This is a genomic window from Amycolatopsis anabasis (genome assembly GCF_009765355.1).
GTDB classification, from domain to species: domain Bacteria; phylum Actinomycetota; class Actinomycetes; order Mycobacteriales; family Pseudonocardiaceae; genus Amycolatopsis; species Amycolatopsis anabasis.
On sequence record NZ_VTHK01000028.1, the window covers coordinates 60,333 to 83,981 of the forward strand.

Consider the following 23,649-nt stretch of genomic DNA (forward strand, 5'->3'; position numbering starts at 1 on the left):
CCCCGTTCCTGTCGAGCCCGCAGAGCAGGCGGCGGTCTACGGGGATGCGGCCTACGGTGCCGGGGAACTGCTGGAGCGACTGGACAACACCGATATCCACAATGGACTCAAGGTGCAACCCCCGGCAGCGGTGAAAGGTCACTTCCCCAAGGACCGCTTCGACATCGACCTCGACGGTCAGACCGTGACCTGCCCTGCGGGCAACACCGTGCCCATTCGCCCACGGATGAGCAAACGTCACACCGGACAGGCCTTATTCGGTGCCCTGTGCGCCCACTGCCCACTGGCCGCGCGCTGCACCGCGGCCAAGGACGGCCGCAGAATCACCATCGGCCCCCACGAAAGGCACCTGGTCGCCGCCCGCGGCCGTCAACACGACCCCGACTGGAAGGCCGGCTATCGAGCCACCCGCCCCAAAATCGAGCGCAAGATCGGTCACCTGATGCGCCGCCGCCACGGCGGACGACGCGCCCGCGTCCGAGGACTGCTCAAAGCAGCCGCTGACTTCTGCCTGCTGGCCGCTGCGGCCAACCTCGCACGCCTCAGCGTGCTCGGGATCCGGAGCACGACAAGCGGATGGACCACCGCAACCGTCTGACAGGCACCAGACCGCCTGTCACCGCACGCACGAGCCCGCCAACGAGGCGGCCAAACCGGTCAGGATCATGCCAAGCCCCCAACCGCCGATCAAGCTCGATGAGCAGGTCAGCGGCCATACCACCCTGTTCAACAAGCGCAAGCCGGTCGAGCAGCCCGCAAGACCCCGTTCGACACCAGCCACCTAGTGCGAATTTTCACGGTAGTTGGCCATTGAGCACGATAGTTGGCAGTGATCGGCGACCGGCCTTACAGCGTGCGGGACAAGTCCGCGAACTTCTGGCTGCTGGCCATCGCCGGGATGGGCGAGTCCTGGCGCAACTCCCACCAGGCCGATCCCACCTGTGGCCGTCACGGGGTCCGGCGCGGGCAGATCGACATCTCCGCGCGCCTGATCTGGGCCTTCGAACGGCTCGGCGGGGCCACCAAGGTCCGCTGGCCCCGCCCGGAATGCCTCGCCTGCAAATCCACCACCGCCGCCATTTGATGCCCCGGGTGGGAGACCACGCCGCGGGGATTAGTCGTTGTGTCCTGTGGTGGGACGCCCGTTGAGGGGTGAAAATCGGTGTTGGCTGCCCGCTGACGTCGTCGTCTCTGTGGTCGTGTGAGGCCGTGGGTTAGTCGGACGCTGGGAGCTGTTGCTGGGCCCTTGATTGTTGCTTCGAGCACGCGGATCAGATTCCTTGTTTGCCTGGGCTCCTGCGGGCAGTCGCTTGAGGTGCTGCTGGCCAGGGAGAGGCGATGTTGAAGCCGACGCAGGACAGTGAAGAGATCATCGAGCGGGTGGCCGCGCTGGATATCGGTAAGGCCGAGGTGATGTGTTGTGTCCGGGTGCCGGACCAGGCCCGTCCGGGGAAGCGGTTGCAGGAGGTCACGCCGTACTCGACGATGACCCGGTCGTTGCTGCTGTTGGCGGACCGGCTGGATGCGCTGGGAGTGACACGGGTGGTGATGGAGTCCACCTCGGATTACTGGAAGCCGGTGTTTTACTTGCTCGAAGCCCATGGGTTCGAGACGTGGCTGGTCAACGCCAAGGATGTGAAGCATCTGCCGGGGCGGCCGAAGACGGACAGGCTGGACGCGGTGTGGTTGTGCAAGGTCGCCGAACGCCAGATGATCCGCCCCAGCTTCGTGCCCCCACCACCGATCCGCCGGCTGCGGGATCTGACCAGGTACCGGCGGGATCTGGTCGAGGCGTGCACGGCGGAGAAGCAGCGGGTGGAGAAGCTGCTCGAGGACGCTCAGATCAAACTGTCGGTGGTGGCCTCGGACATTTTCGGGGTCTCCGGGCGGGACATGATGGCCGTGCTGGTCGCCAGTGAGCGGGATCCGAAGGTGCTCGCGCAACTGGCTCGCACGTCGATGCGCCGCAAGATCGCCCGGCTGGAGGAGGCCTTCACCGGGCATTTCACCGACCATCACGCGTTCCTGCTGTCCACGATGCTGGCACGGGTGGACACGATCACCGCCGACGTCGCCCGTATCGACGGCAAGGTCGAGGAGCTGATCGCCCCTTTCGCGGGGGCAGTGGACCGGCTCGATGAGATCACCGGAGTTGGCCGCACGGCCGCGCAGGTGGCCATCGCCGAGATCGGGCTCGACATGACGCGTTTCCCCACCCCGGGACACCTGTGCTCGTGGGCGAAGTTCACGCCCGGTGTCTCGGAATCGGCCGGGAAGAGGAAAGGTGCCGACAGCACCGGTCACGGCAACCCCTACCTGGCCCGGGTGCTTGGTGAGGCCGCCGTCGCCGCCAGCCGCACTAACACCTTCCTCGGCGAACGGTACCGCGGCATCGCCCGTCGCAGCGGCGCGAAGAAAGCCAATGTCGCGATCGGCCGCTCCATCCTCGTGATCATCTGGCACCTGCTCTCCGACCCCAACACCCGCTACCAGGATCTCGGCACCGACTTCTATCCCAGCCACACCAACACCCAGCGCAGAATCCGTAACCACATCGGCCAGCTCAACGCCCTGGGATACCGAGTCACTCTCGAACCCGCAGCCTGACCCCAACATCACCGGGCTGAACCCGGCTCCGCCGCGCTCCGCCGGGTGCTGACGCCTGCCCACTCACCTTCGATTTTCGGATCAGCGGAAACGATCCTCGGCGTCGGCGTCGATCGCGGCCAGTGCGGAGGCTCGGGTGGCGTGCAGGGAGAACAGCCCCGGCGCGGTGAGGATTTCCAGGGCGCGGCGGACCGCGCGGGTGTCGACGATCAGCTCCAGGGGAACCGCGGCGGTGTTGGTGCGTTGCTGCAGCGCCAGTAGCGCACCCACACCGCCGATCGAGCAGAACGGGACCCGGGACAGGTCCAGCACCAGGGCGTCGGTGTCCCGGCTGGGCTGATCGGCGAGCTCGTGATCGAGCAGAGCGAGCGAGTTGGCGTCGATCTCGCCGACGACGGCGATCTGCGTGCAGCCAGCATGGTTGCGGGTCACGGTCACGGCGAACCGGTGCGCCGCCACCGGAGGCCCCTTCAGCTGGGGCTGGGCTTGGGTACTCACGATGCGCCCCTGCTCCCGACCGCCTCGGCCCCGGGCGGGTGCACCGCGTTCGGGTGCTCGGCCAGGACCAGCGGCCATCCGTGTGAGAAGGGCAAGGTCTGGACCCGTGTCCCTCTCACGCTACGCGCATTGAGCCGGATGGACTACACCCATGCTGGGAAGCCCGCCGCCGGAACAGGATCGGTGGCCAGCGCCGGGTAACCGGGGCGCGCGACAGGCGGTCGCGGGTTGGCCCTGTGCGCGGGTCAGTGGGTGCGGGGGCCGGTGTGGCTGGTGAAGCGGAATTCGATGGTGACGGCCACGGTGTCGAGGTCGAGTGCCTGACGCAGCCGGGGCAGGGCGTGGGTGTGGAGTTGCTGGCGGATGTCGGTGAGGTCGGCGTCGTGTTCGGTGGCGATCACCAGCGCCAGCGCCGGGGCCTGCTGGGTGCCGGTAAGGGTGGCGCGGGCCGAATGCACACCGGGGTAGCCGCCGACCTCGTCGATCAAGGGGGCGACGGCGGTGGCGGCGGCGAGCTCGGTCCGGCCCCGGTCGGGATCGTGTTCGAGGCGCCAGGTGTGCGTTTTCGGTCGGCGGGCCAGTTGGGTGGCCAGCCAGCGCAGGCACAACAACCCCACGAGCACAGCGACCACGGTGGCGGTGTAGAGCACCCAGGTGGGTGGCTGTTCGGTGCCGGGCACGAGCGGGGAGTCCGGGTCGAGCATGCGCAGCCAGCCGGCATGGGTGGCCAGGGTGAACCCACCAACGGCCAGCAGCACCAGCCCGGTGATCGCGAGCAGAATCCGGTTGAGCCGGGCAGGACGGTTCACACTGGTCACGACGCGCTCCTCGTCGTGGTGACCTTGACGCGCACCGTGGGCCGGGTAGCGGGCGCGATCTGGTCGAGCCGGTGTTCCAACGCGGCGCGCACCGCGTCGGGGAGGCCTTCGGTGGTGGCGCGATCGGTGCGCACGGTGGCGGTGACCTTCCGGCGCCGCAGCGCCAGCCTGCTCACGCGCACCCCGTCGACCGAACTGGCGGCGGCACGCAGGGTGCGCCGCACACTCCGGCGCGACGCCCCGGAATCCAGGCCGACGCCCTCGTCGCTCAACGGAAGGACAGTGGCCTTGCCGGGCAGGACCGCGCCCAGCAGCACGACGAGCCCGAGCAACGCCGCGCCACCCCCGGACACCCCCACCGCGAGATCGCTCCACCGCGCGCCGTGCAACGCGTGCGCGATCGCGGCGTAGCTGATCAGCGGGCGTTGCCCGGCCAGCATCTGGATCGCACCCGTCGCGACCAGCACACACACAGCGAGCACCGCGAGAGCGGTCAGCGTGGCGGGCAGGCTGCGGCGGGAACGGCGAATCATCGCACCCCCCTTCGCCCCGGGGTGTCGCTGTGCAGGGCGGTGACCCTGATATCCACCCGTGTCACCGCCAGCCCGGTGAACTGGGCGATGCGCCGCATCAGGTGGGTGCGCGCCTGATCGGTGGTGCGCGCCACCGACGCCGGGTAGATCACCGACAGCCGAACCTCCAAGGACGCGGTGTCACCGGTGACGCGCGCGTGGACCTGCGCGGCACGCTCCACGCCCTCGCCGCCGACCGCGACGCCAAGCATCCGGTGCACGGTGCCGCCGACACCGTCGACCTCGGTGACCGCGCGGGCGGCGAGGCGTTCGACCACCCGGTCGGCGATCGTGGTCCGGCCCCGCACACCCATCTCACCCCGCTCGTGGTCACCGGCGGTGCTGGTGTGAGGTGTGGTGCTGAGGGCGGTCATGGTCAGCGCCGGTCGCGGCCGGTGAGCTGGGACAAGTCAAGCTTGCCGTCGGCGACCCGCCCGGCGAGCAAGCCGAGCGCGCCGAGGACCAGGACGATGAGGAAGGCGCTGAAGCCACCGAACGCCGCGGCCAGCCCCAACGCGATCCCGGACAACAGTCCAAGTGCGGTGAAGTTCACGGGAATCTCCTTGCTGTGCCGATCGGCCAAGGTCGAACCGGTCGAAAAAGTGATCAGTCTGTCGGCGGGCCAGGTGCGTCGCCGGGTACCGCGATATCGAGAACCGTGACGTGCACGGGCCGATCGAGGAGACCGACCGCGGCGCGGACGGCGGCGTCGATCTCGGTGATGGTGGCCGGGTAGCGGCCGATAACCCCGATGGTGACCTCGTCGGGGCCGATCCGCACGCCGCGGACGCGGCGGCCGGGCAGATAGGTGGCGATCTCGCCGAACCGGCCTCCGTCCAAACCCGCGACCGCCGGGATAGCCCGGACAGCGGCAGCGATACTGTCGGCGTCGATCTCGACGCCGCCGCTCACTGCACCCGCCCCGGCTCGGTGCCGGTGCCCTCCTCGTCGCCGGGGATGTGCACATCGTTGACAGCGATGTTCACCTCGACCACCTCCAGACCGGTCATCCGCTCGATCGCGGTGATCACGTTCCTGCGGACCGCTCGAGCCAAATCGACAATCGCGACCCCGTACTCCACCTGGATCTCCAAATCGACCGCGGCCTGGGTCTCCCCGACCTCCACCGACACCCCCTGCCCGGCGCTGGCCGACGCACCGGGAATGCGCTCCCGCAGCGACCCGAACGCCCGCGCCGCACCACCACCCAGCTCATGCACACCACTGACCTCACGCGCGGCCAAACCCGCGATCTTCTGCACCACCGTGTCCGCGATCGTCGTCGACCCCCGCGCCGTCACCAACTCACCACCCGACTTCTCCACGTCACCGCCATCACCGGCCGCGCGGCTGGTGCTCTTCTGAGTACTGGGACTGCTCATCACCTGCTCCTCACCATGCACAACAGTTTCCCCGGACTGGACACCCTCCCGCGGAACTAGCCACGGACCCGGCACCCGCACACCACCGACCGTGCGACCCGCCCGCAGCGGCCAAACCCGGCCGTGCCAGCCGTCCCGCCGCCGCAGAGGACACGGTCGATAACGGGGGGATACCCACTAGACCCACGGATACACCTGCAAGACCTAGCACGAGACCGCGCGGCAGCCGCTCAACTCCTCCTCCACGCCAGGCCCGGCTCCCCCGGCGGGCACAGAAGGCCAGCGCTGCCAGCTACGCAGCGCAGGCTGCATCAAACTCGGCCACCATCCCTGCACAATCCGGCCAAGTATCTGCTCAGAATTCAGTATCAACGCTGATGACGGGCCACTCGCTGGCCAACTAACATGAAAAGTCACAACTAGACGCTGTCGTTTGGCGGTAAGAGCGGCTAGGGGACGCAAGGGTGCATGGTTGCATGGTTGCCTTGCAGGACACAGCTTGTTTCGTGGACAATGCGGTAACTAACGAATACGTCTGCCGATGTGGTGTCGGCAGGTCGTTATGATGACGAAACCGTGATGTCCCAAGGCTGCCCGGCGCGAACCGCCAGAGGCTCGCCGTGACACAGCTCGGGCGCACACCAACAACCAAGGGCTTTCGCCCGAAGCTCACCGAGCGCGGCGAGCAGCGTCGGCTGGTACGGAAGGTATTCGAACTCGAAGCGACGAACCACGGTGTCCCGATCACCGTCGCGGCCCAGCACGAACGGATTCCCCCACTTCGATGCCCGATCGATCCGTACGAACAGGCCATGGTGCTTGGCCCACGCGATGAGATGCGGGTGCACGCCGCGCCGCATCGACACACAGACCGTCACTCCAGCGTCCAGCAGTTCCCAACGTGCAAGCTCGTCATCGGACCATTCCGTCATCACTGGTTGTGCCTCCTCAGGGTGCGGTGGCGGGTGGGGCGCGGCGCAGCCGTAGCGCGCCTCGACCCGGGGCGCCGTCAGGCGATGGCCCCGGGTCGAGGTGTGCTGAACTTCAGGCGGTCCACCCACCCCCGCGCCTGGAGCTCGGTTGTTTCCGTTGCACGAGTGGGTTCGTGCGCGGTGGCGGGGTGCTAGATGGTGGGGTGGAAGCCGGAAACCGCGCGGCACAGACGGTCCTGGGCGGCGGGACCGGTGACGCCGTCGCGGAGGCAGGTGGCGATCGTGGTGGCCACGCGATCGCGCCCGGAATGGCTCAGTGCCAGGGTCGCCAGCGCGGTGTTGCCGCGGCCGAGCGCGCTGGCCGCGACCACGGTGGCCAGCCGGGGACGGAGATCGACCGGCGCTGCGCGGTGGAGCGCGAGCCAGACCTGCTCGATCCGGAGGGGGTCGTACCGCGGATCGGGCACGACGCAGGAGGCGTAGACCGATCCGGTGCGCAGCGCGGTGAGCAGGGCGTAGGCGGTGACGTCGTCGGGCATCTCACCGAGATCAACGCGGTGGCGGACGGCGTCGACAAGATCGAGGGCGTGCTCCAGATCGGACGTGACATGGGGAATGACGGCTTCGGCGAACCGTGACAACCGGCGAGGCGCCCGATAGCCGTGGGGTTGGAAGGGCAAGCCCCAGTCGGGGACACGGTGGGTGTCGTCGATGCCGAACGCCAGTGCCCGGACCGGGCCACCCAGCATCGGGTGGGTGACCAGACCGGTGCGACCCGGCTCGCGGTCATCGGCCCAGCGGGCACCGGGCTGTACATGCGTCGTCCAGAACGTGTCCTGCACGACGAGGCCGCGTTCGGCCAGTGAGGTCTCCAAGGCAGCGATCGCGACCCGGTGCCGCTGCTTCGTCACCTCCGTGGTGTCGCCGACGGCGACCAGCGCGAGTTCGGCGCCCACCGGGACCGAGATGGACCGCAAGAGCCGATCGGTGACGTCCTGAGTGGACTGGCGACGCAGGCTGCTGAGCGGCAGCACGCCGATCGGCACCTCGGGCCAGGCGCTGGTGCTGAGGATGTCGATGGCGGTGGGCACGAGGCAGAGCACGTCCGAGGCCAGGGGATCGGGCAGTGACTGGTGCAGCAGGGCGATGAGATCACCGGGGCTGTGGCGGTGAGACATGGTCGTCCTCCAGGACTCGAAGCACGGCCAGCTGGGCTGGCACCCGCACGGGCGGTGGGGCGTACTCGTCGCCGCCGGCAGCGGGGTAAAGCGGGGCAAGCCCGCGCTTTTCGGGCTTGCCCCCGGCCCGCTGCCGGGGCAGAGTGCGACCGGCCCACCGCCCGTGCAGCGGATCCGCCAGCGCCCCACCCGCGCCGCTACGCCGTGCCGCCGCGCCGCTCGCGGTGGGCACCCACTTCCGCCCAGCCGTGATGGGACAGCGGATCGATGCGCGCGCGGGTTTCGCGCTGCAGCGCGACGCGTTGAACTCGGCAGGTGCGGGCGGCATGGCCGAGCACGGTGGTGGCACAGGCCAAGCCCCAGCACCGCCGCCGCCCGGCCAGGAGGTGGGCCTGTCCTGCCACAAGGCGGGTTACGGCTGGTCGGGGCGGTGCAGGCCCCAGGCGCGGTGCGCAGCGGCGACCTCGTCAGGCTCGGGATCGAGCTGGTATTCGGCGTCGGCGGACGGGTTCGGGCGCGTGAGCGCGGTGGGCTTGACGCCGTCGAAGGTGCCGTCGTCCATCTCGATCACCTGGAAGCAATGGCCCTCGGCGTGGACGATGTGGTCAGTGGTCGTGCCCACGGTGGGCCGCGGGTCGTACCAGGCGTTGACCTCGTCCGGGTCGCCGACGTAGCGGGCGAGCACTCTCGTGCCGGGCGGGACCAGGTCCTCCCGGCGCAGGTCGACGTAGTGCGGGTTCTGCCGGTCGACGGGGATGCCGGGGCGATCCAGATACAGGCCCATGCCGGGGCTGTATCTGGCCTCGGGCGCGTCCGGGTCGCCGGCGAACGCGATGTCGATCGAGCCGGGCTCGGTGAGGCTGATCTGCTCGCCGTCCCGTTCCGCGGCGAGAATCAGCTGGTAGCGGGTGATCCAGTTCTCCTGGACTCGGCCGATCCGGGAGCCCCGGACGGTGTAGGTGGCCCCGTCGTGCCGGATGCGGTCGCCGGGCGCGGCTTCGCCGGGGTCGCGGGCCAGAACATACCCCTCGGCGTCGCGGATGCCGCCCACGACCGGGCGGGGCCGCCGCTGGCCGCGCAGGTAGCCGTTGGCGTAGTCGACACCGTGCCGGGCCGCCCACTCGGCGATGACCGGGGTGGCCGCTCCCGCGATGCTCAGCGCGTTCTCGCCGCGCCAGCCGAGCGGCCAGTCGCGCCGCGGGCTGGCCCACGGCACGAGCCGCCCCTGACCGTCCCGCAGGCCAGCGAGCAGGTCGGCCAGTTCGGTCACCGCCCGGATTCCGGCTGGCTTGCCCGGATAGTCTGTGCCGCCGGGCACGCGGAAGTCGACCCCGCGCACGACGAGCAACCCGTTGCGCGCGGCCAGCGCCCATCGTCGGGTTCGGGGGCGCAGGTAGATCAGTTTCCCGTCGGCGAGCAGGCGCGCCTTGCCCAGCTCGATGTCCGGGTGGTCGGCCGCGAACGTGGCGAGGTCGATCCGGTGGGGAGCGGCGGCGATCGCGCTGTCCGTGTCCGTGGTGGCCGCGTCGTAACCGTCTCGGATCTGCTGTTCCCTTCGGCGATTGCGCCAGCGCGACCGCCGGGCCTCAGCGCGCAGGTGAGCCTGCTGGAACTGGACCGGGGTCAAGCCGGTGCCCTGGTGGGTCGGCTCGGACACCGCCGATGGTCCGGCCGAGGCGGCCGAGGGAGTGGTGCACATGATGAAACTCCTGAGCATGTAGCCGGACAAAGGGAAAAATCGGCGGGAGGCCGCGCGGTAGTACCGCGCGGAGCAGCTGACGCCCGGAGCGGAGTTCCCGCATCAAGCGGAACGTGGCTTGCTAGGCCAGGACGTGAGCCCGCAGCTGGATGAACAGCACCCGGTCGGCCTGGGTCACCGATTCGCCGGTCTCGTAATGAAAGTCGGGCCGGATAAACGGGTTGTATTTGACGGGTCGCCCGCTGACTTCGGCCGGATTCGTGTTGACGGATTTCACAATTCCGAGCGCGTAAGCACAGACAGAGCGGACACCCTCTTCCCGGATACGCCGCACACACGCGGGTTGGTAACGGAAACGCACGGCGGTTAAGGTGATGTCATCGACGTAGCCGATGACCCGACCGCTGCGCGGATTCACGACGGATAGCCTGCGCAAATGTAAATTGACGTGGACGCGTACCCGTTGCCCCGGCGCGATCTCGCCGCTCATAGTGGCGGCTGCGGATCTTCGATGCTGGTTGGCGCGGCCTGCTGTGACCGCAGGGCCTCGGCCTCGTGGCGTTGGGGCGGCGATGTGGTCACGGCGCGGTCAAGCAGGCGCACGAGGTCGTCCGCGATCGCGGGGACGATGTGGGCAGCGATCTGCTCGGTGATGGCGCAGGCCGTGCGCCACAGTTCGTTGAACGCCTCCTGGCTGGCGGCGTCCAGGCCGTCGTCGTAGCCGGGCAGGTTCGTGATCGCGTGAACGTCCTTGCCCTCAGCCGGGCCGAGGATCCAGGTGTCTGCTTCCCGGGCGAGCGTCAGCTGCGTGCCGTCGTGGAGGTCCACGGTGACGCGCGGGCCTCCGTTGTCGAAAGTCATGCCGGTGACCTGGCCGTACGGCTGCAGGAACGACGGGGTGTCGAGCGCGATCGTGACTTCGGTGACGGGGATGGTGAGTTGCGCGTGCACGGCGTTGTCCTTGCTGTTCGAGTGGATGTGGCAGGCAGCCGTTCAATCGGGGCGATGGTGTGCAGGAGTGGCCGCGGTGGCGGCGGGGTGAGCGACCGTGCGGGTGGCCCACCCCGCGGCGGGCCACCCGCACGGTCGGCGCGGCGGCTAGCGGAAGAGAAGGCTGCCGAGGTGCTGTCGCTGGTCGAGGATCTCGTTCACATCGGCCAGGGCGGGCCGTGCCCGCTGATCGAGGTCAGCCATGGTCCAGGCGAGTTTCAGACACCGTGACGCGGTGACGGTGGTGATCCCGCCCCGGTGCACAGCGTCGTCAAGCCGATCGGTGACCTCGCTGGGAACACCGACGGCGACCTGAGCGTCGGTGATCTTGCCGTTGTGCCGCTTGCGTGCGTCCCACCGGTGCGCTGCCCGGTCCTGTGCTTGGACCACGGAGGCACGCACGGCGTCGAACGAGGGCACCGGCGAGCCGGGCTCCAGAGACGACAGCCGCTGCACAAACAGGTCGGTTCGAGCGACCAGCCACAAGGGAATCCGCCGACGATACCGGGCCCGTTGGAAGGGGGTGCAGGTGCAGTCGTGCGCGGACGCGCACCCGCCGGGGCAGTCCCGCGCGGTGAACACCGCCCGGACCGCGGCGGGCAACTGGACGGTGCGATGCGCGCGAGCCAGGGCGACCTCGCGGTGGTCGAGCACCGCGCGCAGGGCCTCGATGGCGGGGCCGGGGAACTCGGGCAGGTCCTGCAGGTGCAGGACACCATGGTGCGCCAGGGTGACCGCACCGGGCCGTAGCGGTGCGCCCTTGCCGAGCAGCGCGGGCATGGAGGTGGTGTGGTGCGGGCAGGCTCGCGGCGGCCGCATGATCAACCCGCTGGCGGGAAGCTGTGCTCCGGCCAGCGAATGCAACGCGGTCACCTCCCGTGCGTGAGCGTCGGTGAGGTCGGGCATCAGCGCGGTCACCAGGCGCGGCAGCAGCGACGCCCCGGTGCCTGGTCGAGCGAGAAACAGGGTGTGGTGCCCGCCCGCGGCCGCGAGCGCGGCGGCCCGGACGGTACCGGGATCGAGCCGGGCCCAGGTGTCGGCGGCCCAGAGCTGGTCGACCGCGTCCTCGTCAACCTGTGCTGTGGGCACGGCTGCGGGGATCTTGCCGCCGGTGAGCCAGGTGATGACCTCGGTGAGGTGCGCGACCGGCACGATCGTGATGCCGGGTGCGTGCGAGGCTTCGGCAGCGTTCGCAGCCGGCACCACAAGGTGGGTGCACCCGAACTTCGCCGCGGCCATCGCGCGCGGCAGGACGCCCCGGACGGGCCGCACCCGGCCGTCCAGGCTCAGCTCGCCGATGAGCGCGGTGGCCAGGAGCCTGCGCGCAGGAACCCTGCCGGTCGCGAGCAGGATCGCCACGGCGACGGCCAGGTCCACATCCGACTGGGGATGCGCGGTCGAGCAGGTGACGTGGACGGAGCGCTCGGGCCACGGCTGTGCAGCGTTGCGCAGGGCAGCTCGCACACGATCGCGGGTCTCGCGCGAGACCTGCTGGCTGAGACCGTGGATGTGCAGTTCCGGCGTACCGGCTCCGAGGTCGACGCGAATATCAACGATCTGGGTGTCGAGATCCTTCAGGGCGACGAGGCGAGTGTGTGCTTGCACGAGGAGTCCTTTCACGACGGACGGAGAGGAAAGCGGTCGGGCGTCTCGGGACGGCGTGACGCGCAGAAGCGCCCCGGTGCACAGAGGTGAGGGGTTGTACGAGGTCAGGTGCGGCCGCGGCGAATGTGTGGGTGTTCTGTGGGTGCGCCGTGCGGCGTCGGGCTAGTCGTTCAGCCACCAGCCACGCTGGTCGCCGAGCTGGCGCAACCGGAACGCCGCGAAGTCCGCCACATCCTGCGGATCGGCCTGGCGCTTGCTCGACGGACCTGGGGAGTGGGGCACCGTCGCGACGTCGAGGCTTTCCAATTCGCCGAGGAGGGTTCGCAGAGCGTCCTTGTCGGTGCGCAACGGTGGCACCTCGTGCGGCTCCCACGCGTACGTGGCGACCACGGTGCCGTCGGGCTTGGTCGCGTGCATCACGTCCACACTCCAGTCGCTGACCTGAAACCGTAGTTCCACAGGGCGGCCGCCGTCATCGAAGACCGGCCTGCCGCCCAACACCTGGTCGTTGGTCTTGGTGTCCCATGCCGTCCCGGTCTCCGGATCGCGACGCACCCACTCGCCCGGCTGCGCCTTGCGGCAATCCTCGGGTGCGGGAAGCGGGAAACTCCAGGGATGGCCGTCGCTGACGCGGTTCTCGTACCGATAGCGCACGGCATAACGCTCGAGCAACGTGGACGTGAAGTACCCGCTCAGCGCAGTGCGCGCCAACGATTCCAGATGTGAGGGCGCGTGCTCGATCCCGACCACCCTCGCCGCTGCCCGAAAGAATCGGTAGGACGCCTCGGCCAGTTGCAACTGCTCGGGTCCGGCGTCGGCGAGGTGCACCACGACGCCGGTCGGTTCCAGGATCGGGTCGACGAGTTCGACGAACGCGCCAGCCCCAAGCCCATTCGCCGCTCGCCGGCCTACCACGATGTGCTTTCCCTCCAGGCGTTGTTTCCCGTCCGGGTCGCACACCCGATAGCTCCACTGACTGTCCATAGCGGACACTCCCTTTCGTTGAGGTAGTGGTGTGATCAACTGGTGAGCGGCTACTCGTCGGGGGTGCCGTAGAGAGCGAAGGCGCGATCACCGAGCAACTCGGCCAGGGCGAGCGCGTGGGCCGGGGCCGCGTCGATGCTGAACCGCACGATGTGCTCACTGGAGCGCCAGGTGGGCTGAAGGACTTGCGCGGTCGCGTAGAGGGGGCGGCCGAACTCTCCGACGGCGACGGTGTGCGCCCCCGGCTTCGGATCGGCCCCGAGGCGTGCGGCCACCGACTCCAGGACCGCACGCAGAACGTGCGCGTCCCGACGGCGTTGCTCGGCAAGGTTGCGCGCGCCCTCCAGGAGGTCACGCACCTTGGGCAGCAAACGGCGTCGCAAGTCCCGGGCGACCTGCTCCGGCGGGCGGGACCGCGCGACCGTCACGACCGGGCGAGTGGTGCCCGAGGGCTGATGAACAGCGAGGCCATCGATCAGCCAGGTCTCGAACACCAAGCGGTCGCCCGCGGGGTGCGAATCGACGGTCACCGAGACCCAGCTACCCTGCGGACCGACCAGAGCACCGTCCTCACCCGTGCACTGCGGCGGTGCACCACGCCACGGTTTTCCCAGCAGCGCCGCGACCTCACGTAGATAGTGGTCCAGATCGTCAGTAGACATGCCTACTCCCTTCCCGGAGTCTGGAAACAACGCAGCACCCCACCGCTGAGCCAGGCGCGGTGCGGGGCGCGTCCGCCAGAAAGCTCGACGCGGCCACGGCGGCACCCCTGAACCCAGCAGGGCACGACCCGCGCACGGCCGGCCGCCGTGGCGCCGTCGAGCTACGGTGTGCGGCGCCCCGCACCCGCCTGGTCGTCGACCGCGGTAGGCGTCGAAGCAGCAGTGGATGCCCGAGCTCGACGCTCGGCGCGGGCCGCGTCGACCCCGGCCTGCCATCGGCTCCACCGGCGCCCCGCCTGCTTGGCCTTGAAGTGCGCGATGTTGTTGGCCGGGATCCCCACCGGCGCCGGGCCGATCACCGCCAGCAGATCCGATTCCTCCTGGGAATGCCACCCCGCCGCCTCGATGGATTCCTCGTCGGGAAACACATCAGCGACCCGATCGACCGCGGGATCCAAACTGGCATCCTGCGTCCCGCCATACGAATAAACCCACCAGAAATTAGGTGGCGGATCAGGCTCAACCAGCTCACGAAAAACCGAAACCTCTTTCGTGTAAGCATAGAACCGGGTCCGAAGCCGAACACGCATCACCTCAAGCCATGCCGACAAATAATCCCGAGAGAAGAAATCTCCACTATCATGTATCCTGACCCATGCATCGATGAACTTCTTGTGCGCCAGCTCATCGATCATGGCGCGCTTCCATCCGGGGAGGTCGTCGAGGACGAAACGCAGATTCTCCTGATGGCGGGCCTTCACGTTAGGGAAAAGGTACGTTCCGTTTCTTGCGTAACAGGCTTGAGCGCAAATTCCCGCCGAAGGGCACGTATTGTAGTTGCGCCCATCGGGTAATTTTCCGGCGAAGGCTGGCAGTGACCAATTCCAGATGTCCAGCCGCTTCAATTCCCTGTTTTGCCGTAACAGAGTCACCGTGACCTCCGTCCTCATGCCACTCGATGCACATGGGGAGGCCACATCAAGATCCCGTCTCTTCCACCGTACACCGCCGAATGCGCCACTGGCCCGCCTGCGCGGGTGGGCGGCGTCGACAAGCACCGCCCACCCGCGGACCGGTCAGGACGACGACGTGGTGGACGGCCCCGGGCTGTCGAGATGGGATAGAACGTCCTTGGTACCGGTGACGAGGTGTGCACCGCCTTGAACCAGCTGATGCGGCCCGGCCGACTGAGCCGCCGTGATCGGACCGGGAACGGCCATCACGGGCCGGGCGAGGTCGGCAGCGTGCCGGGCGGTGTTCAGTGCACTGCTGCGGACACTGGCCTCGACAACCACCACAGCTGCCGCCAGGGCTGCGAGGAGTCGATTCCTAGCCACGAACCGATGCCTGGCCGGTGGGACACCGAAGGGGTACTCGCTGACGACCAGCCCCTGCGTGGTGATGCGTTCCAAGAGCGAGACGTGACCAGCTGGGTACCCGACGTCGAGCGCGCAGCCCAGCACTGCCATGGTGTCACCGTCGGCTGCCAGCGTACCGCGATGCGCGGCACCGTCCACTCCGTACCCGGCACCAGAGGCCACGGCGATCTCGTGCTGTGCGAGGTGGTAACTGAGCTCAGCGGCGACGTGCTCGCCGTACCCGGTCGCGGCACGTGACCCGGTCATCGCGACCGCATTCCGCGCTAGGTCATCAAGCCGCCGCGCACCCTGAACCCACAACGCGAGCGGCGGCGCCAGATGTGACATCCCGTGGGCATCGGCGTCGACCATGGCGGAGAGTTGAGCTGAGGGCCATTCCGGGTCTTCCGGGATGACGAGGCGGGCGCCGTAGCGGTCAGCCTCGGCGAGATCGCGCTCAGCAAGGTCGAGATGCCGACGCGACTGGGTTTCCTCACGCACACGAGCAGGACACTCGCCGTGGTGTACCAGCCGGGCGGCGTCAACCGGCCCGACCTCGGCGACAAACCGCGCGAGGAACGGCGCGGGTGGCTCTGCTACCCGGAGCAGGAACGCACGAGCCACACGGACATCCGACGTGGACGACATGATTTCTCCTTCTGGCGTAACGAAAAGAAGACGGTCAGGACGGAGTTGACGAGGACAGTGGCTATCCGGCGCGGCGCACGTCGTGCTGCGGCTGGCCCGACACGCCAACGGAGTCGGCAACTGCGGTACGGGTCGGTGAGGACGCCCGGAACACCCACGTCGTGATCCCGGCTCGGCGCGCGAGATCGGCGGTGTGGCTGGCGCCGGGGGAATCGTCGAGAATGAAGGCCAGGCACACGTCGGCTCCGGCGCGCACCATCTCCGCATTACGCACGAAACCCGCACGGCGGCCGAACTGCCGCCACCGAGCCGGATGCCGCTCGACGCGGCCGTCCCAATGAGTCCAGCACGCCTCACACAGTGCGTCCGCGCCACGCGGGCAGGCCCCGGACACCAGGACTGAGTCGGGATGCCACACCGCGGCGAGAGCCCGCCGGATGACCGCACGGTCGAACCAGGCGCGAGAACCAGTAATCAGAATCCGATGCACCACCGCATACCTCCGATCTCGGGGCGTCCCGCGCGGTGTGCGCGGGCGCCCGCGAGATCGCCGCCGCGGTGGGGGTGTCCTGGCCGGGGTGTGGCCGGACACCCCCACCGCGGTGGCACGCTGTGCCGCCCCGCGCATCACGCGGCGGGGCGACACCACGCAAGCCAGCGCCGTCCGACTTCGGCGGCTGCAGCGGCGGAGGCAGTCAGCCGTGGTCGGGGTCGATCACGACGGCAGTACCGCTGTCGGGCACATCGCGGGCAGCGGCCGCTCGGGACGCCAGCTCACCGGCACAGGCACCGGGGTCGGTGTGCTGGCGGACGATGTCGGCGAATTCCTCGGCGGACAGTGCTGCGTGCACCCCATCGGTGACCAGGACGAGGCGGCCGCGTCGCCGCAGCGTGCGGATCGTGGAGGGGCGGTCGTGGCTGAGCAGGCTCGCCGTGGGAACGAGGCGAAGCCGGGGCAGCATGTAGCCGTCAAACTTGTCGGCCAGCTCTTCTGGGGAGCACTCGGATGCGGGGACGGCGTGATCGGTGGTGAGCTGGGCTACCGCGCCGTCGACGAGCTCGTAGGCGCGGCAGTGCCCGACCCACGCCAGTTCCCAGCCGGCCGACAGGGAGTCTGCTCGGGCGACGAGGAGGCAGGCATTGCCCGCCTGATGGGCGGCGTTCTCCTCGGCGGCGGCGTTGACCGCGGCCAGCACTCCGTCGGTGGCGGCGGTCTTGGCCGCGACGTGGGCGGTGACCGAGGCGATGCAGTGGGAGACGTGGGAGTCGGTGACATCGTCGGTGATGGCCCACGCGGCGGCTCGGTGGTCGATGGTGTGGTGGGATGCGTGTCCGTCGCCGTTGTAGGAGCCGGAGAAGGTCGTGGAGTAGCCGGTACGCATGAGCGAAAACCTTTCTGTCGGCACAGTATTTGTGGAGGTATACGGAGTGGGAGTCCGGGTGATGCGTTGGTAGAGGACGCGCGAGATGGGGTCGGGCTCGACGCCGCACGTGGGCGGCGAGTGTCGCCCGGCTTGGTGCTTCCAGTAGATGGCTCCGTCGTGACGGCCCCAGATGTCGGCGGGAACCCCACATCGACGACAGACGAAACGTGGGCGAGGCCGCGGCGTCATTGCGAGCCAGGAGAACGCAGGACGCGAAGCTGGGCCGGGGCATGCGGGGTGAGTGCGCCGTTGTCCCACTGCACCGCGACCACGCCGCGCGAGCTGATGTAGCGAACGGTGCCGAGAATCCGAGCCCGAACATCATCGACGCGGCACACCCGGTCGCCTTCGTCCAGCGAGGGCTCACCCGTTGCAGTCTCGGCGAAGTCGGCAACAGCTTGGCCTCCGGGAAGGAGACGTTCGCGTTCCTGACGAAACCACGCCTCGAAGTCCGCGCCACCGGTGATTCCGGTATCGGCCATGCGGCCGAGGTAGGCGGCGAATTGCCACGGCGTCAGCTCCTGGAGACGTGAGCACAGAACCGGATGGGAACGGTTACCGGTGACACAGCGCAGCCAACCCCGCATCGCGTGGAAGCCGAAGGCGAGACGGGCGACGCGATCACTGTGCTCGGCGCGGTAGGACTCGGGTCGACAGGTGGCCTGCCACACCTCGCTCCACATCGCCTCGTGGTTCAACTCGTCATAGGGAACCGATGCCTCATCACGGACATCGTTGAGCCGGTACCACCGGGTCTGAGGCAACAGCCGGAACACAGAGCGCAGCTCGGCAGCGAGCTGCTGGCCCTGGGTGAACTGAGTCATGTCCATCAAGGACTCCTTATGGTTTGCTGCGAGTGCCGAATCGTTTCCTCACCGAGGGAAATCCCGTTGGTGGGTCATGGGGTCGGGGCTGCGCGGAGGGTCCGCACGCTGACGCCTTCCCGGTACTGGCCGAGGCAGCCGGTGCATCGGCGTGCGAGGCTGATGTCTCGTGGGTGAAACGGTTGGTTCGCACGGTGCATTCGCTTGAGCGTGTGTCCGCATTCCAGGGTGATCTCCTCGCACGCCATCCGGTGGTTTTCCACTTCGAGGAGGGTCACGGTGCGTTCGGGGCGGCCGTCGCAGTGATTGCAGTACATCGGTCCGGTCTCCCAGTACGCCTGCGGCGCGAAGAACAAACCGTTGAGGTACCGGTGTGTTTGTCCGGTCAGTTGCTGCGAGGTCACGTAGAAGGTGTGGACGTGTCCGCAATCCAGATGGATCCGTTCACGGTAGTAGTCGCGGGCCTCGCGGATGACCCCGTCGGCAACCATCCAGGTCGAGCCCACCAGGCCGAGTAAGCGGGCGTAGAGCCGTTCCGGATACCCGGCACGGAAACGGCGCTGGTACTCGGCGCGATCCTCGTCGTAGAGCCGCTCGAAGCGGACGAACAGCCGCGCCAGCGCGGCGATCCGTTTCTCGTGTGCGTTCATGCGAACCTCCTTGCGGGCTTCAGGTGGTACGTGCCTACGCGCTCGATTCGGCCGGTGGTCAGCCAGGAATCACAGGGTGGACGAGTCGAACAAGGTCTCGCCCGTGATGGCGGCCCAGTGTTTGGCGAAGCTGGGGCGCTCTTTGTCGTTGGTACCGGCCAAAGTCATGCCGATGAAGTGTTCGACTCGGGGGTAGACCTTGGTGGGTTCCTCGCCGCGCAGCCACAGACGGCCTCCATTGTCTGTGGCAGTGCCGACGTGAGTGCGCATCCAGCGCTGCGCCTGCGCGCGGGTGCCAGTGAAACTGGTTCGGACGGAACGCCAGCCGGGCCCCTTGCTGGTCGGATCTCCCTTGCGTGCAAAGAAAAGTCGCCGGACCTCGTACACTGTCCACTGTGCTTGGTTGAGCCTGCGCTCGAACCGCTGCAACGCGGTCGTGTTCCCGTCTTCGACAAGGCGCTCGTACAGGCTGTGTCGACCGAACATCTTGCTGCGTGGGTTGAAGAACAGCGCCCGGTACTCAGTAAGCAGCGCCTCAACAGCGCTGTCGGGAAAGCGCCGCATCCGTTTCATCAGTGCGGGCAGCGAGGCAGATGACCCGGCGAAAGGACAGAACGAACAAGCCGATTTCTTCCATATAATCCCAAATTCGTTGTACAGGCGACGCAGGCAGCGCACGCGCGACCAGTTCCATTCGATCAAGGGGTGCACCGGATCACGGGTCTGCGTCGCGTAGACGTCATCCTTCTCGGCACGGGGCCATTCGTCACGGTTGTACCCGATGACATGCGTGTATTCCCTTCCTGGGAACTCGGTCAGGATGAATCGATCGAGCACCCAACCCTTGAACAGCAACGAGCACTTACGGTCGGAGAGCTGAGGGGTGATCCCGTTGACCTCGTTGTGCTGCGCCAGCGTCCAGGGTCCTTTGTGGTGCATCACCTTCGGCCGGGTGGTGTCGTCGAGGATCTCGATCCCGTCTCGTTCCCGCGGGCCCCGACGGGCGAGTTGCACTAGCCGAACTCCGCGGTCGCGCAGCAACGGCAGGATGAACCGTTGCGAGTCTCGCAGAGTGTCATCGAATTCGGACCCGACTACGGCGTGAAGCACCACCATGTTCGAGGGATCGACGCCGTGCTTGTCGGGCTTGGTCAGGACCTCGGTCAGGTACGCGCCGCTCTCGACTCCGGCACCGAAAGACACGATGTCCAGTGGTGGCGCGTCGGTGTGGGCGAGATCGAACAGGGTCGGCGTAGTCATGGGCGGTCCCGAGCGGTGTCGGCTCGGCGCCGGGAGGGTGCGGAGGTGATCGCCCTGGGCGATGGAGGCTTCGCGTGGTGCTGAGCGGAGGTCGAATCGGAGTCGGGTGTGCTGGGCGGTGCCGTGGGGGTTAAGGGGGACTGGAGTTGCGCGCTGGTGGGTTGGGGGCGGCCTTGGAAGATCCCGACGTGGTAAGCGATCGCGACGGCGTGCGCTCGGTTGCGCGCGCCGAGTTTGCGCAGGATGTTCTTGACGTGAGTACGGATCGTTTCGGGGGATCGGACCAGGATGGTGGCGATCTGGTGGTTGTCCCGTCCCCGCGCGATCTCCTGCAACACGAGGAGTTCGGTCGCGCTGAGCTTGGTGGTGTTGTTCATCGTCGACCTCCGAAAGCGACAGGCACGACCGAGAGCGCTGCGGAGAGAGGGAAGCGAGGTCAGAAGAAGAGGGGTCCGGTCGGCCGCCGCGGCGCGTGCGACGGCCGACCGGACCCGAACCGGGAACCGGCGCGTCGGGGGCGGACGCGCCAGGCTCGGGATCCCGGTTCATTCCGGTGGTCTCGGGTCGTGCGTGGACGTCCGCGGATCACCAGGCCCTAGCGCAACGGCGGTCAAGGCCCCCAGCACAGTCCGGGTGCAGATGCTCTGGGCGCTGGGCCTTGACCGCCGGCGCGGGCCTGGTCGCGTGATGACGTCCACGCCGATACCGATGACCACCCCGCCGGGCCCGCCCAGTGACCGCCGGGGAGCAGGGGGTCAGGGTTGTTCCCAGCCAGTGCGTGCGGCCCACGTGGCGAGCGCGTGCGCGGCCTCGTGCGGGCTGCTGTAGGTGGGTTCCTCGGAGAGGGGCAGGTCGGGACGGATCGTGCCGCCGGTGAGATCCCGCGCGAGATAGCGTTCGTGTAAGCCATAGGTCGTGCGCCGCACGAAGCCGATCCCGAGCCCCTTGACCGAGATACGCCAGGCGCGGTCGAAGGAGTACGGCGTCGGAGAGGGGGCGGTGGCCGGATGGTGCTCGGGCCAGCGGTAGGCGGCCCACCAGTTGATGAGCGTGACGTCGATGACGCGGTCACCGGCGTTGATGATGTCGGTGACGGCGTCGCGAGCCACGGCGGCACCGACCAGGTCGGCCAGCCTGGCGTAGGCATCACGTGCCGCGGTGATTCGCGCGAGGATCGGGGCGGCCTGGGCGCGCAGGGTCTGCGCGTCCATCTGCCCGATCTCGCGGTTACGGGCCTCGTAGGCGTTCCGGTCGGTCATGCCGGGCACCCAGTGCGGTGCTAGGGCGTTGATGCAGTCGAGGCAGGTGTGACACCGGTAGATGTTGGGATGGGACACGGCGATGGAGATCCCCGTGCCGGTGTTGTCGCATCCGGCGGTGCCGCACTCGGCACCGATGGTGTTCGTGCTCATGACTCGCGACGTCCTTTCTCGGTGAGCTTGATTTCCAGGGAAATGGGGCTTGGGGGCGGAAACGTGGCAACCTGACCGGGTTCGCCGCTGCGGCGTGGATCTACGCAGAGCTGCGGCGGCGCGGTGAGGCAACTTCGAGCGCTGGGTGGCGGCCGGGGCTAGCCCGAGCCAGCGGTCGGCATGCTGAAGCGGCGAGGGAACTCGCCGCGGCCCTGGGCCCGCCCCATCAGGGACGGGACCAGGGCCGTGCGCGGTGGGGAGATGGTCGGTCAGAAATTCAGACCGAGGCCAGCACCTTTCCGAGGGTTGAGACCGTGCTCTGGTCGAGTTTGTCGATCTTTCCGTCGACGGTGCGGGACATGTTGCGTTCGGGCCGCGAGGCGTTGCGCACGGTCGCTTCGTGGTGGGTGAAGGTGTTGACCGCTTGCACCACACCCCACGCGGTGCCGCGCCAGGGGCTGACTCGGCTGTCGCTGGTCCACAGCCGAGTCAGGGCGGAACGCTGCTTGAGCGCGGTGGTGCGAGAGCGGCCGTCCTCCTGCGGCACCGGGGTATGGGCGTCCAGGAACGCCCGCCACGCCCGGTCGGTCACGGTCGTTGCGCACAGTGCCTTGACCTCCGCAGCGAAGTCCTCGGCCACGGTGTGCACCATCGCCAGGGCGTCGCGCGCCTCGACGATCCGGAACCCGCTGTTCGCACTGTGCCGGACGGAGAACTGCTGGCCGTGCTCGCGCAGCCCGGCCGCCATCGTGTTATCGCACACGACATTGGTCACCACACGCTTGTACGTGGTGGACAGGCTGCCGTCGTGGCTGGTGCAGGCGAGCAGATTCGGCCGGAACTCCACCCCTTCGGGCGTGGTGATGGTGTCCGGGACCTCCACGCTCACCCACGCCTGCTTGCGCTCGCGCAGCAGCCCGGCGGAGCCGATGGCGAGCCCGTCGTCCAGGATCAAGCCGACCTTGTGCAGAAGCCAGTCCTGGTACTGGTGGATGTCGTAGGTGTCAGTGTGGATGCCGAGCACGTCACCGTTATCGGACGCGGTGACGGCGATCGTGTTGGGCACCTGCCGGAGGCCGAACTTCCCCTGAACGAAGACAGGTTCGGGCTCGGCGGTCCAGTCGAACAGGCGACGCCGCACGTCCGGCAGCGGGATGGCACCGGGGTAGTGATTGGGCTCGCTGCCCTGATCCGACGCGCGGTAGTGCCAGGCATGCCCGCGCTTGTCGGTGAATCCGATCAGTACGTTGGTGTTGAGCCACTGACTGGTCTCTCGGGACATCACGAACCGTCCTCTCGTGAACATCGGGAACCGCGGGCGCCTCGAGCGCGGAGCAGAAGCGCGTCCAGGGTGTCCGGCGGGTGCCGGGATCGTGCGTGGACGACTGCGGATCACCAGGCCCAAGCGCCGGCGGTCAAGGCCCCCGCAGTGCGAACGGACACGAAGGCGGGGACTGGGCCTTGACCGCCGGCCGCTGGCCTGGTCACGTGGGGGCGTCCACGCCGAGCCCGGCGACGGGAAGACGACCCGCACCGGTCAGCGGTGTGGCGGGGACGGCGTCGTCCTCAACGCCACGACAGCCCTGCCTGGAGCTATGTGCCCCGGAGCCCGTGCGCGTGTCGGTCCGCTACCAAAGCCCGTTCACCGCCAGCGGGGCCGAGGTGCGGCGACGTGCCTGGGAGCGAGTTGGCGATTCTGGCCAGGGCGCGGGCACGGTAGGGTCGCCGCGACGTTGCCGCTGCCGATCGACCTCTGCGGCGTGATCCACTCGCGCTTGATGCCAAGCACAGTCGTGTTCGGACGGCCGAACACAGCGCAGGCGCCCAGCAGGCACATGACAGTGCGGGCAGGCAACCGTGGCAGGGCATGTTTCGCCGAGTGTGCTCAGTCCGCAAGTTGGGCAGTCCCGCGATACCAAGGGACGACCCGCAAGATCGATCAGTACACCGCGTGCGAGCATCTCTTCGACCTCACGGGTAAATCGCGGTGGGGCAACGGGCTGTGTCCGGGTAACCGGAGGCTTCGACATGCTGGTGACCTTCCTGTGCAGCCGAGTATCTGGGTGGGAGGCGAGAACTCGAGGCGAGAGCGCGGGAACGGGCCGTCCCTGCACGGTGGAGGCGGCCCGTTCGGCTCGGACTGGTC

Annotated in this window: 28 protein-coding genes and 1 pseudogene; 3 read left to right on the plus strand and 26 right to left on the minus strand. The window is 68.4% G+C overall.

The window, feature by feature from the left end; translation table 11 throughout:
• From FXO23_RS31010 to FXO23_RS31020, 3 genes and pseudogenes are all read left to right on the plus strand, one after another.
• The coding region (locus FXO23_RS31010) for a transposase (RefSeq protein WP_218952194.1) at positions 1 to 598 on the plus strand (598 nt) is incomplete at its 5' end.
• 231 nt (positions 599 to 829) lie between these two features.
• Positions 830 to 1,084, plus strand: a pseudogene (locus FXO23_RS31015) (acyl-CoA desaturase); the annotation flags it as partial.
• 254 nt (positions 1,085 to 1,338) lie between these two features.
• Complete coding sequence (locus FXO23_RS31020; protein ID WP_158889041.1) at positions 1,339 to 2,607, plus strand: IS110 family RNA-guided transposase; 1,269 nt, start codon at positions 1,339 to 1,341, stop codon at positions 2,605 to 2,607.
• Positions 2,608 to 2,688: 81 nt separating this feature from the next.
• Here the strand turns inward: FXO23_RS31020 and FXO23_RS31025 are convergent, their stop codons facing one another.
• The 26 genes from FXO23_RS31025 to FXO23_RS31145 all read right to left on the minus strand — a co-directional run bounded on the left by FXO23_RS31025 (position 2,689) and on the right by FXO23_RS31145 (position 22,785).
• Positions 2,689 to 3,105, minus strand: a complete 417-nt coding sequence (locus FXO23_RS31025) for an STAS domain-containing protein (protein ID WP_158889042.1) — start codon at positions 3,103 to 3,105, stop codon at positions 2,689 to 2,691.
• Positions 3,106 to 3,350: 245 nt separating this feature from the next.
• The gene (locus tag FXO23_RS31030; protein WP_158889043.1) at positions 3,351 to 3,923 is read right to left on the minus strand and encodes an Asp23/Gls24 family envelope stress response protein; all 573 of its coding nucleotides are present in this window, start codon (positions 3,921 to 3,923) and stop codon (positions 3,351 to 3,353) included.
• Positions 3,920 to 4,456, minus strand: coding sequence for a DUF6286 domain-containing protein (locus FXO23_RS31035; RefSeq protein WP_158889044.1), 537 nt, complete (start codon positions 4,454 to 4,456; stop codon positions 3,920 to 3,922). The genes FXO23_RS31030 and FXO23_RS31035 overlap by 4 nt, the downstream gene beginning before the upstream one ends.
• Positions 4,453 to 4,869, minus strand: coding sequence for an Asp23/Gls24 family envelope stress response protein (locus FXO23_RS31040; RefSeq protein WP_158889045.1), 417 nt, complete (start codon positions 4,867 to 4,869; stop codon positions 4,453 to 4,455). The genes FXO23_RS31035 and FXO23_RS31040 overlap by 4 nt, the downstream gene beginning before the upstream one ends.
• 2 nt (positions 4,870 to 4,871) lie before the next feature.
• Positions 4,872 to 5,048: a hypothetical protein gene (locus tag FXO23_RS50840; RefSeq protein ID WP_179956925.1), complete on the minus strand. Its 177-nt coding sequence runs from the start codon at positions 5,046 to 5,048 to the stop codon at positions 4,872 to 4,874.
• Between the two features lie 53 nt (positions 5,049 to 5,101).
• Positions 5,102 to 5,407 (minus strand): Asp23/Gls24 family envelope stress response protein, encoded by a 306-nt coding sequence (locus FXO23_RS31045; RefSeq protein ID WP_158889046.1) that lies wholly within the window; start codon positions 5,405 to 5,407, stop codon positions 5,102 to 5,104.
• Complete coding sequence (locus tag FXO23_RS31050) at positions 5,404 to 5,877, minus strand: Asp23/Gls24 family envelope stress response protein (RefSeq protein WP_158889047.1); 474 nt, start codon at positions 5,875 to 5,877, stop codon at positions 5,404 to 5,406. Before FXO23_RS31050 ends, FXO23_RS31045 begins: the two co-directional genes overlap by 4 nt.
• 560 nt (positions 5,878 to 6,437) lie before the next feature.
• Positions 6,438 to 6,809 (minus strand): DUF4326 domain-containing protein, encoded by a 372-nt coding sequence (locus tag FXO23_RS31055; RefSeq protein ID WP_218952195.1) that lies wholly within the window; start codon positions 6,807 to 6,809, stop codon positions 6,438 to 6,440.
• 191 nt (positions 6,810 to 7,000) lie between these two features.
• Entirely contained in the window at positions 7,001 to 7,987 is a 987-nt protein-coding gene (locus FXO23_RS31060) for a DUF4192 family protein (protein WP_158889048.1), read from the minus strand.
• Between the two features lie 197 nt (positions 7,988 to 8,184).
• Positions 8,185 to 8,391 (minus strand): hypothetical protein, encoded by a 207-nt coding sequence (locus FXO23_RS31065; RefSeq protein WP_158889049.1) that lies wholly within the window; start codon positions 8,389 to 8,391, stop codon positions 8,185 to 8,187.
• Between the two features lie 8 nt (positions 8,392 to 8,399).
• Complete coding sequence (locus FXO23_RS31070) at positions 8,400 to 9,686, minus strand: hypothetical protein (protein ID WP_158889050.1); 1,287 nt, start codon at positions 9,684 to 9,686, stop codon at positions 8,400 to 8,402.
• A 121-nt stretch (positions 9,687 to 9,807) separates the two neighbouring features.
• Positions 9,808 to 10,176, minus strand: a complete 369-nt coding sequence (locus FXO23_RS31075) for a hypothetical protein (protein WP_158889051.1) — start codon at positions 10,174 to 10,176, stop codon at positions 9,808 to 9,810.
• On the minus strand, positions 10,173 to 10,637 hold the full coding sequence (locus tag FXO23_RS31080; protein ID WP_158889052.1) for a hypothetical protein: 465 nt from the start codon (positions 10,635 to 10,637) through the stop codon (positions 10,173 to 10,175). Before FXO23_RS31080 ends, FXO23_RS31075 begins: the two co-directional genes overlap by 4 nt.
• Before the next feature lie 147 nt (positions 10,638 to 10,784).
• Positions 10,785 to 12,281: an ATP-binding protein gene (locus tag FXO23_RS31085; RefSeq protein ID WP_158889053.1), complete on the minus strand. Its 1,497-nt coding sequence runs from the start codon at positions 12,279 to 12,281 to the stop codon at positions 10,785 to 10,787.
• A gap of 162 nt (positions 12,282 to 12,443) precedes the next feature.
• Entirely contained in the window at positions 12,444 to 13,265 is an 822-nt protein-coding gene (locus FXO23_RS31090; protein ID WP_158889054.1) for a hypothetical protein, read from the minus strand.
• A gap of 50 nt (positions 13,266 to 13,315) precedes the next feature.
• The gene (locus FXO23_RS31095) at positions 13,316 to 13,927 is read right to left on the minus strand and encodes a hypothetical protein (protein ID WP_158889055.1); all 612 of its coding nucleotides are present in this window, start codon (positions 13,925 to 13,927) and stop codon (positions 13,316 to 13,318) included.
• A 161-nt stretch (positions 13,928 to 14,088) separates the two neighbouring features.
• Positions 14,089 to 14,877 (minus strand): GP88 family protein, encoded by a 789-nt coding sequence (locus tag FXO23_RS31100; protein WP_158889056.1) that lies wholly within the window; start codon positions 14,875 to 14,877, stop codon positions 14,089 to 14,091.
• Positions 14,878 to 15,003: 126 nt separating this feature from the next.
• The gene (gene dprA, locus FXO23_RS31105; protein WP_158889057.1) at positions 15,004 to 15,933 is read right to left on the minus strand and encodes a DNA-processing protein DprA; all 930 of its coding nucleotides are present in this window, start codon (positions 15,931 to 15,933) and stop codon (positions 15,004 to 15,006) included.
• A gap of 61 nt (positions 15,934 to 15,994) precedes the next feature.
• Positions 15,995 to 16,423: an SLOG family protein gene (locus tag FXO23_RS31110; protein WP_218952196.1), complete on the minus strand. Its 429-nt coding sequence runs from the start codon at positions 16,421 to 16,423 to the stop codon at positions 15,995 to 15,997.
• A 205-nt stretch (positions 16,424 to 16,628) separates the two neighbouring features.
• Positions 16,629 to 17,315, minus strand: coding sequence for a hypothetical protein (locus FXO23_RS31115; RefSeq protein WP_158889058.1), 687 nt, complete (start codon positions 17,313 to 17,315; stop codon positions 16,629 to 16,631).
• 227 nt (positions 17,316 to 17,542) lie between these two features.
• A complete protein-coding gene (locus tag FXO23_RS31120; protein ID WP_158889059.1) occupies positions 17,543 to 18,187 on the minus strand; it encodes a hypothetical protein in 645 nt (214 codons plus the stop codon).
• A gap of 68 nt (positions 18,188 to 18,255) precedes the next feature.
• Positions 18,256 to 18,831, minus strand: a complete 576-nt coding sequence (locus tag FXO23_RS31125) for a hypothetical protein (protein WP_158889060.1) — start codon at positions 18,829 to 18,831, stop codon at positions 18,256 to 18,258.
• A gap of 69 nt (positions 18,832 to 18,900) precedes the next feature.
• Positions 18,901 to 20,091, minus strand: a complete 1,191-nt coding sequence (locus FXO23_RS31130; protein WP_158889061.1) for a hypothetical protein — start codon at positions 20,089 to 20,091, stop codon at positions 18,901 to 18,903.
• Positions 20,088 to 20,468: a LuxR C-terminal-related transcriptional regulator gene (locus FXO23_RS52550; RefSeq protein ID WP_158889062.1), complete on the minus strand. Its 381-nt coding sequence runs from the start codon at positions 20,466 to 20,468 to the stop codon at positions 20,088 to 20,090. The genes FXO23_RS31130 and FXO23_RS52550 overlap by 4 nt, the downstream gene beginning before the upstream one ends.
• 378 nt (positions 20,469 to 20,846) lie before the next feature.
• Positions 20,847 to 21,503, minus strand: coding sequence for a hypothetical protein (locus tag FXO23_RS31140; RefSeq protein ID WP_158889063.1), 657 nt, complete (start codon positions 21,501 to 21,503; stop codon positions 20,847 to 20,849).
• A 277-nt stretch (positions 21,504 to 21,780) separates the two neighbouring features.
• Positions 21,781 to 22,785, minus strand: a complete 1,005-nt coding sequence (locus FXO23_RS31145) for a DUF932 domain-containing protein (protein ID WP_158889064.1) — start codon at positions 22,783 to 22,785, stop codon at positions 21,781 to 21,783.
• Positions 22,786 to 23,649 lie beyond the last annotated feature (864 nt).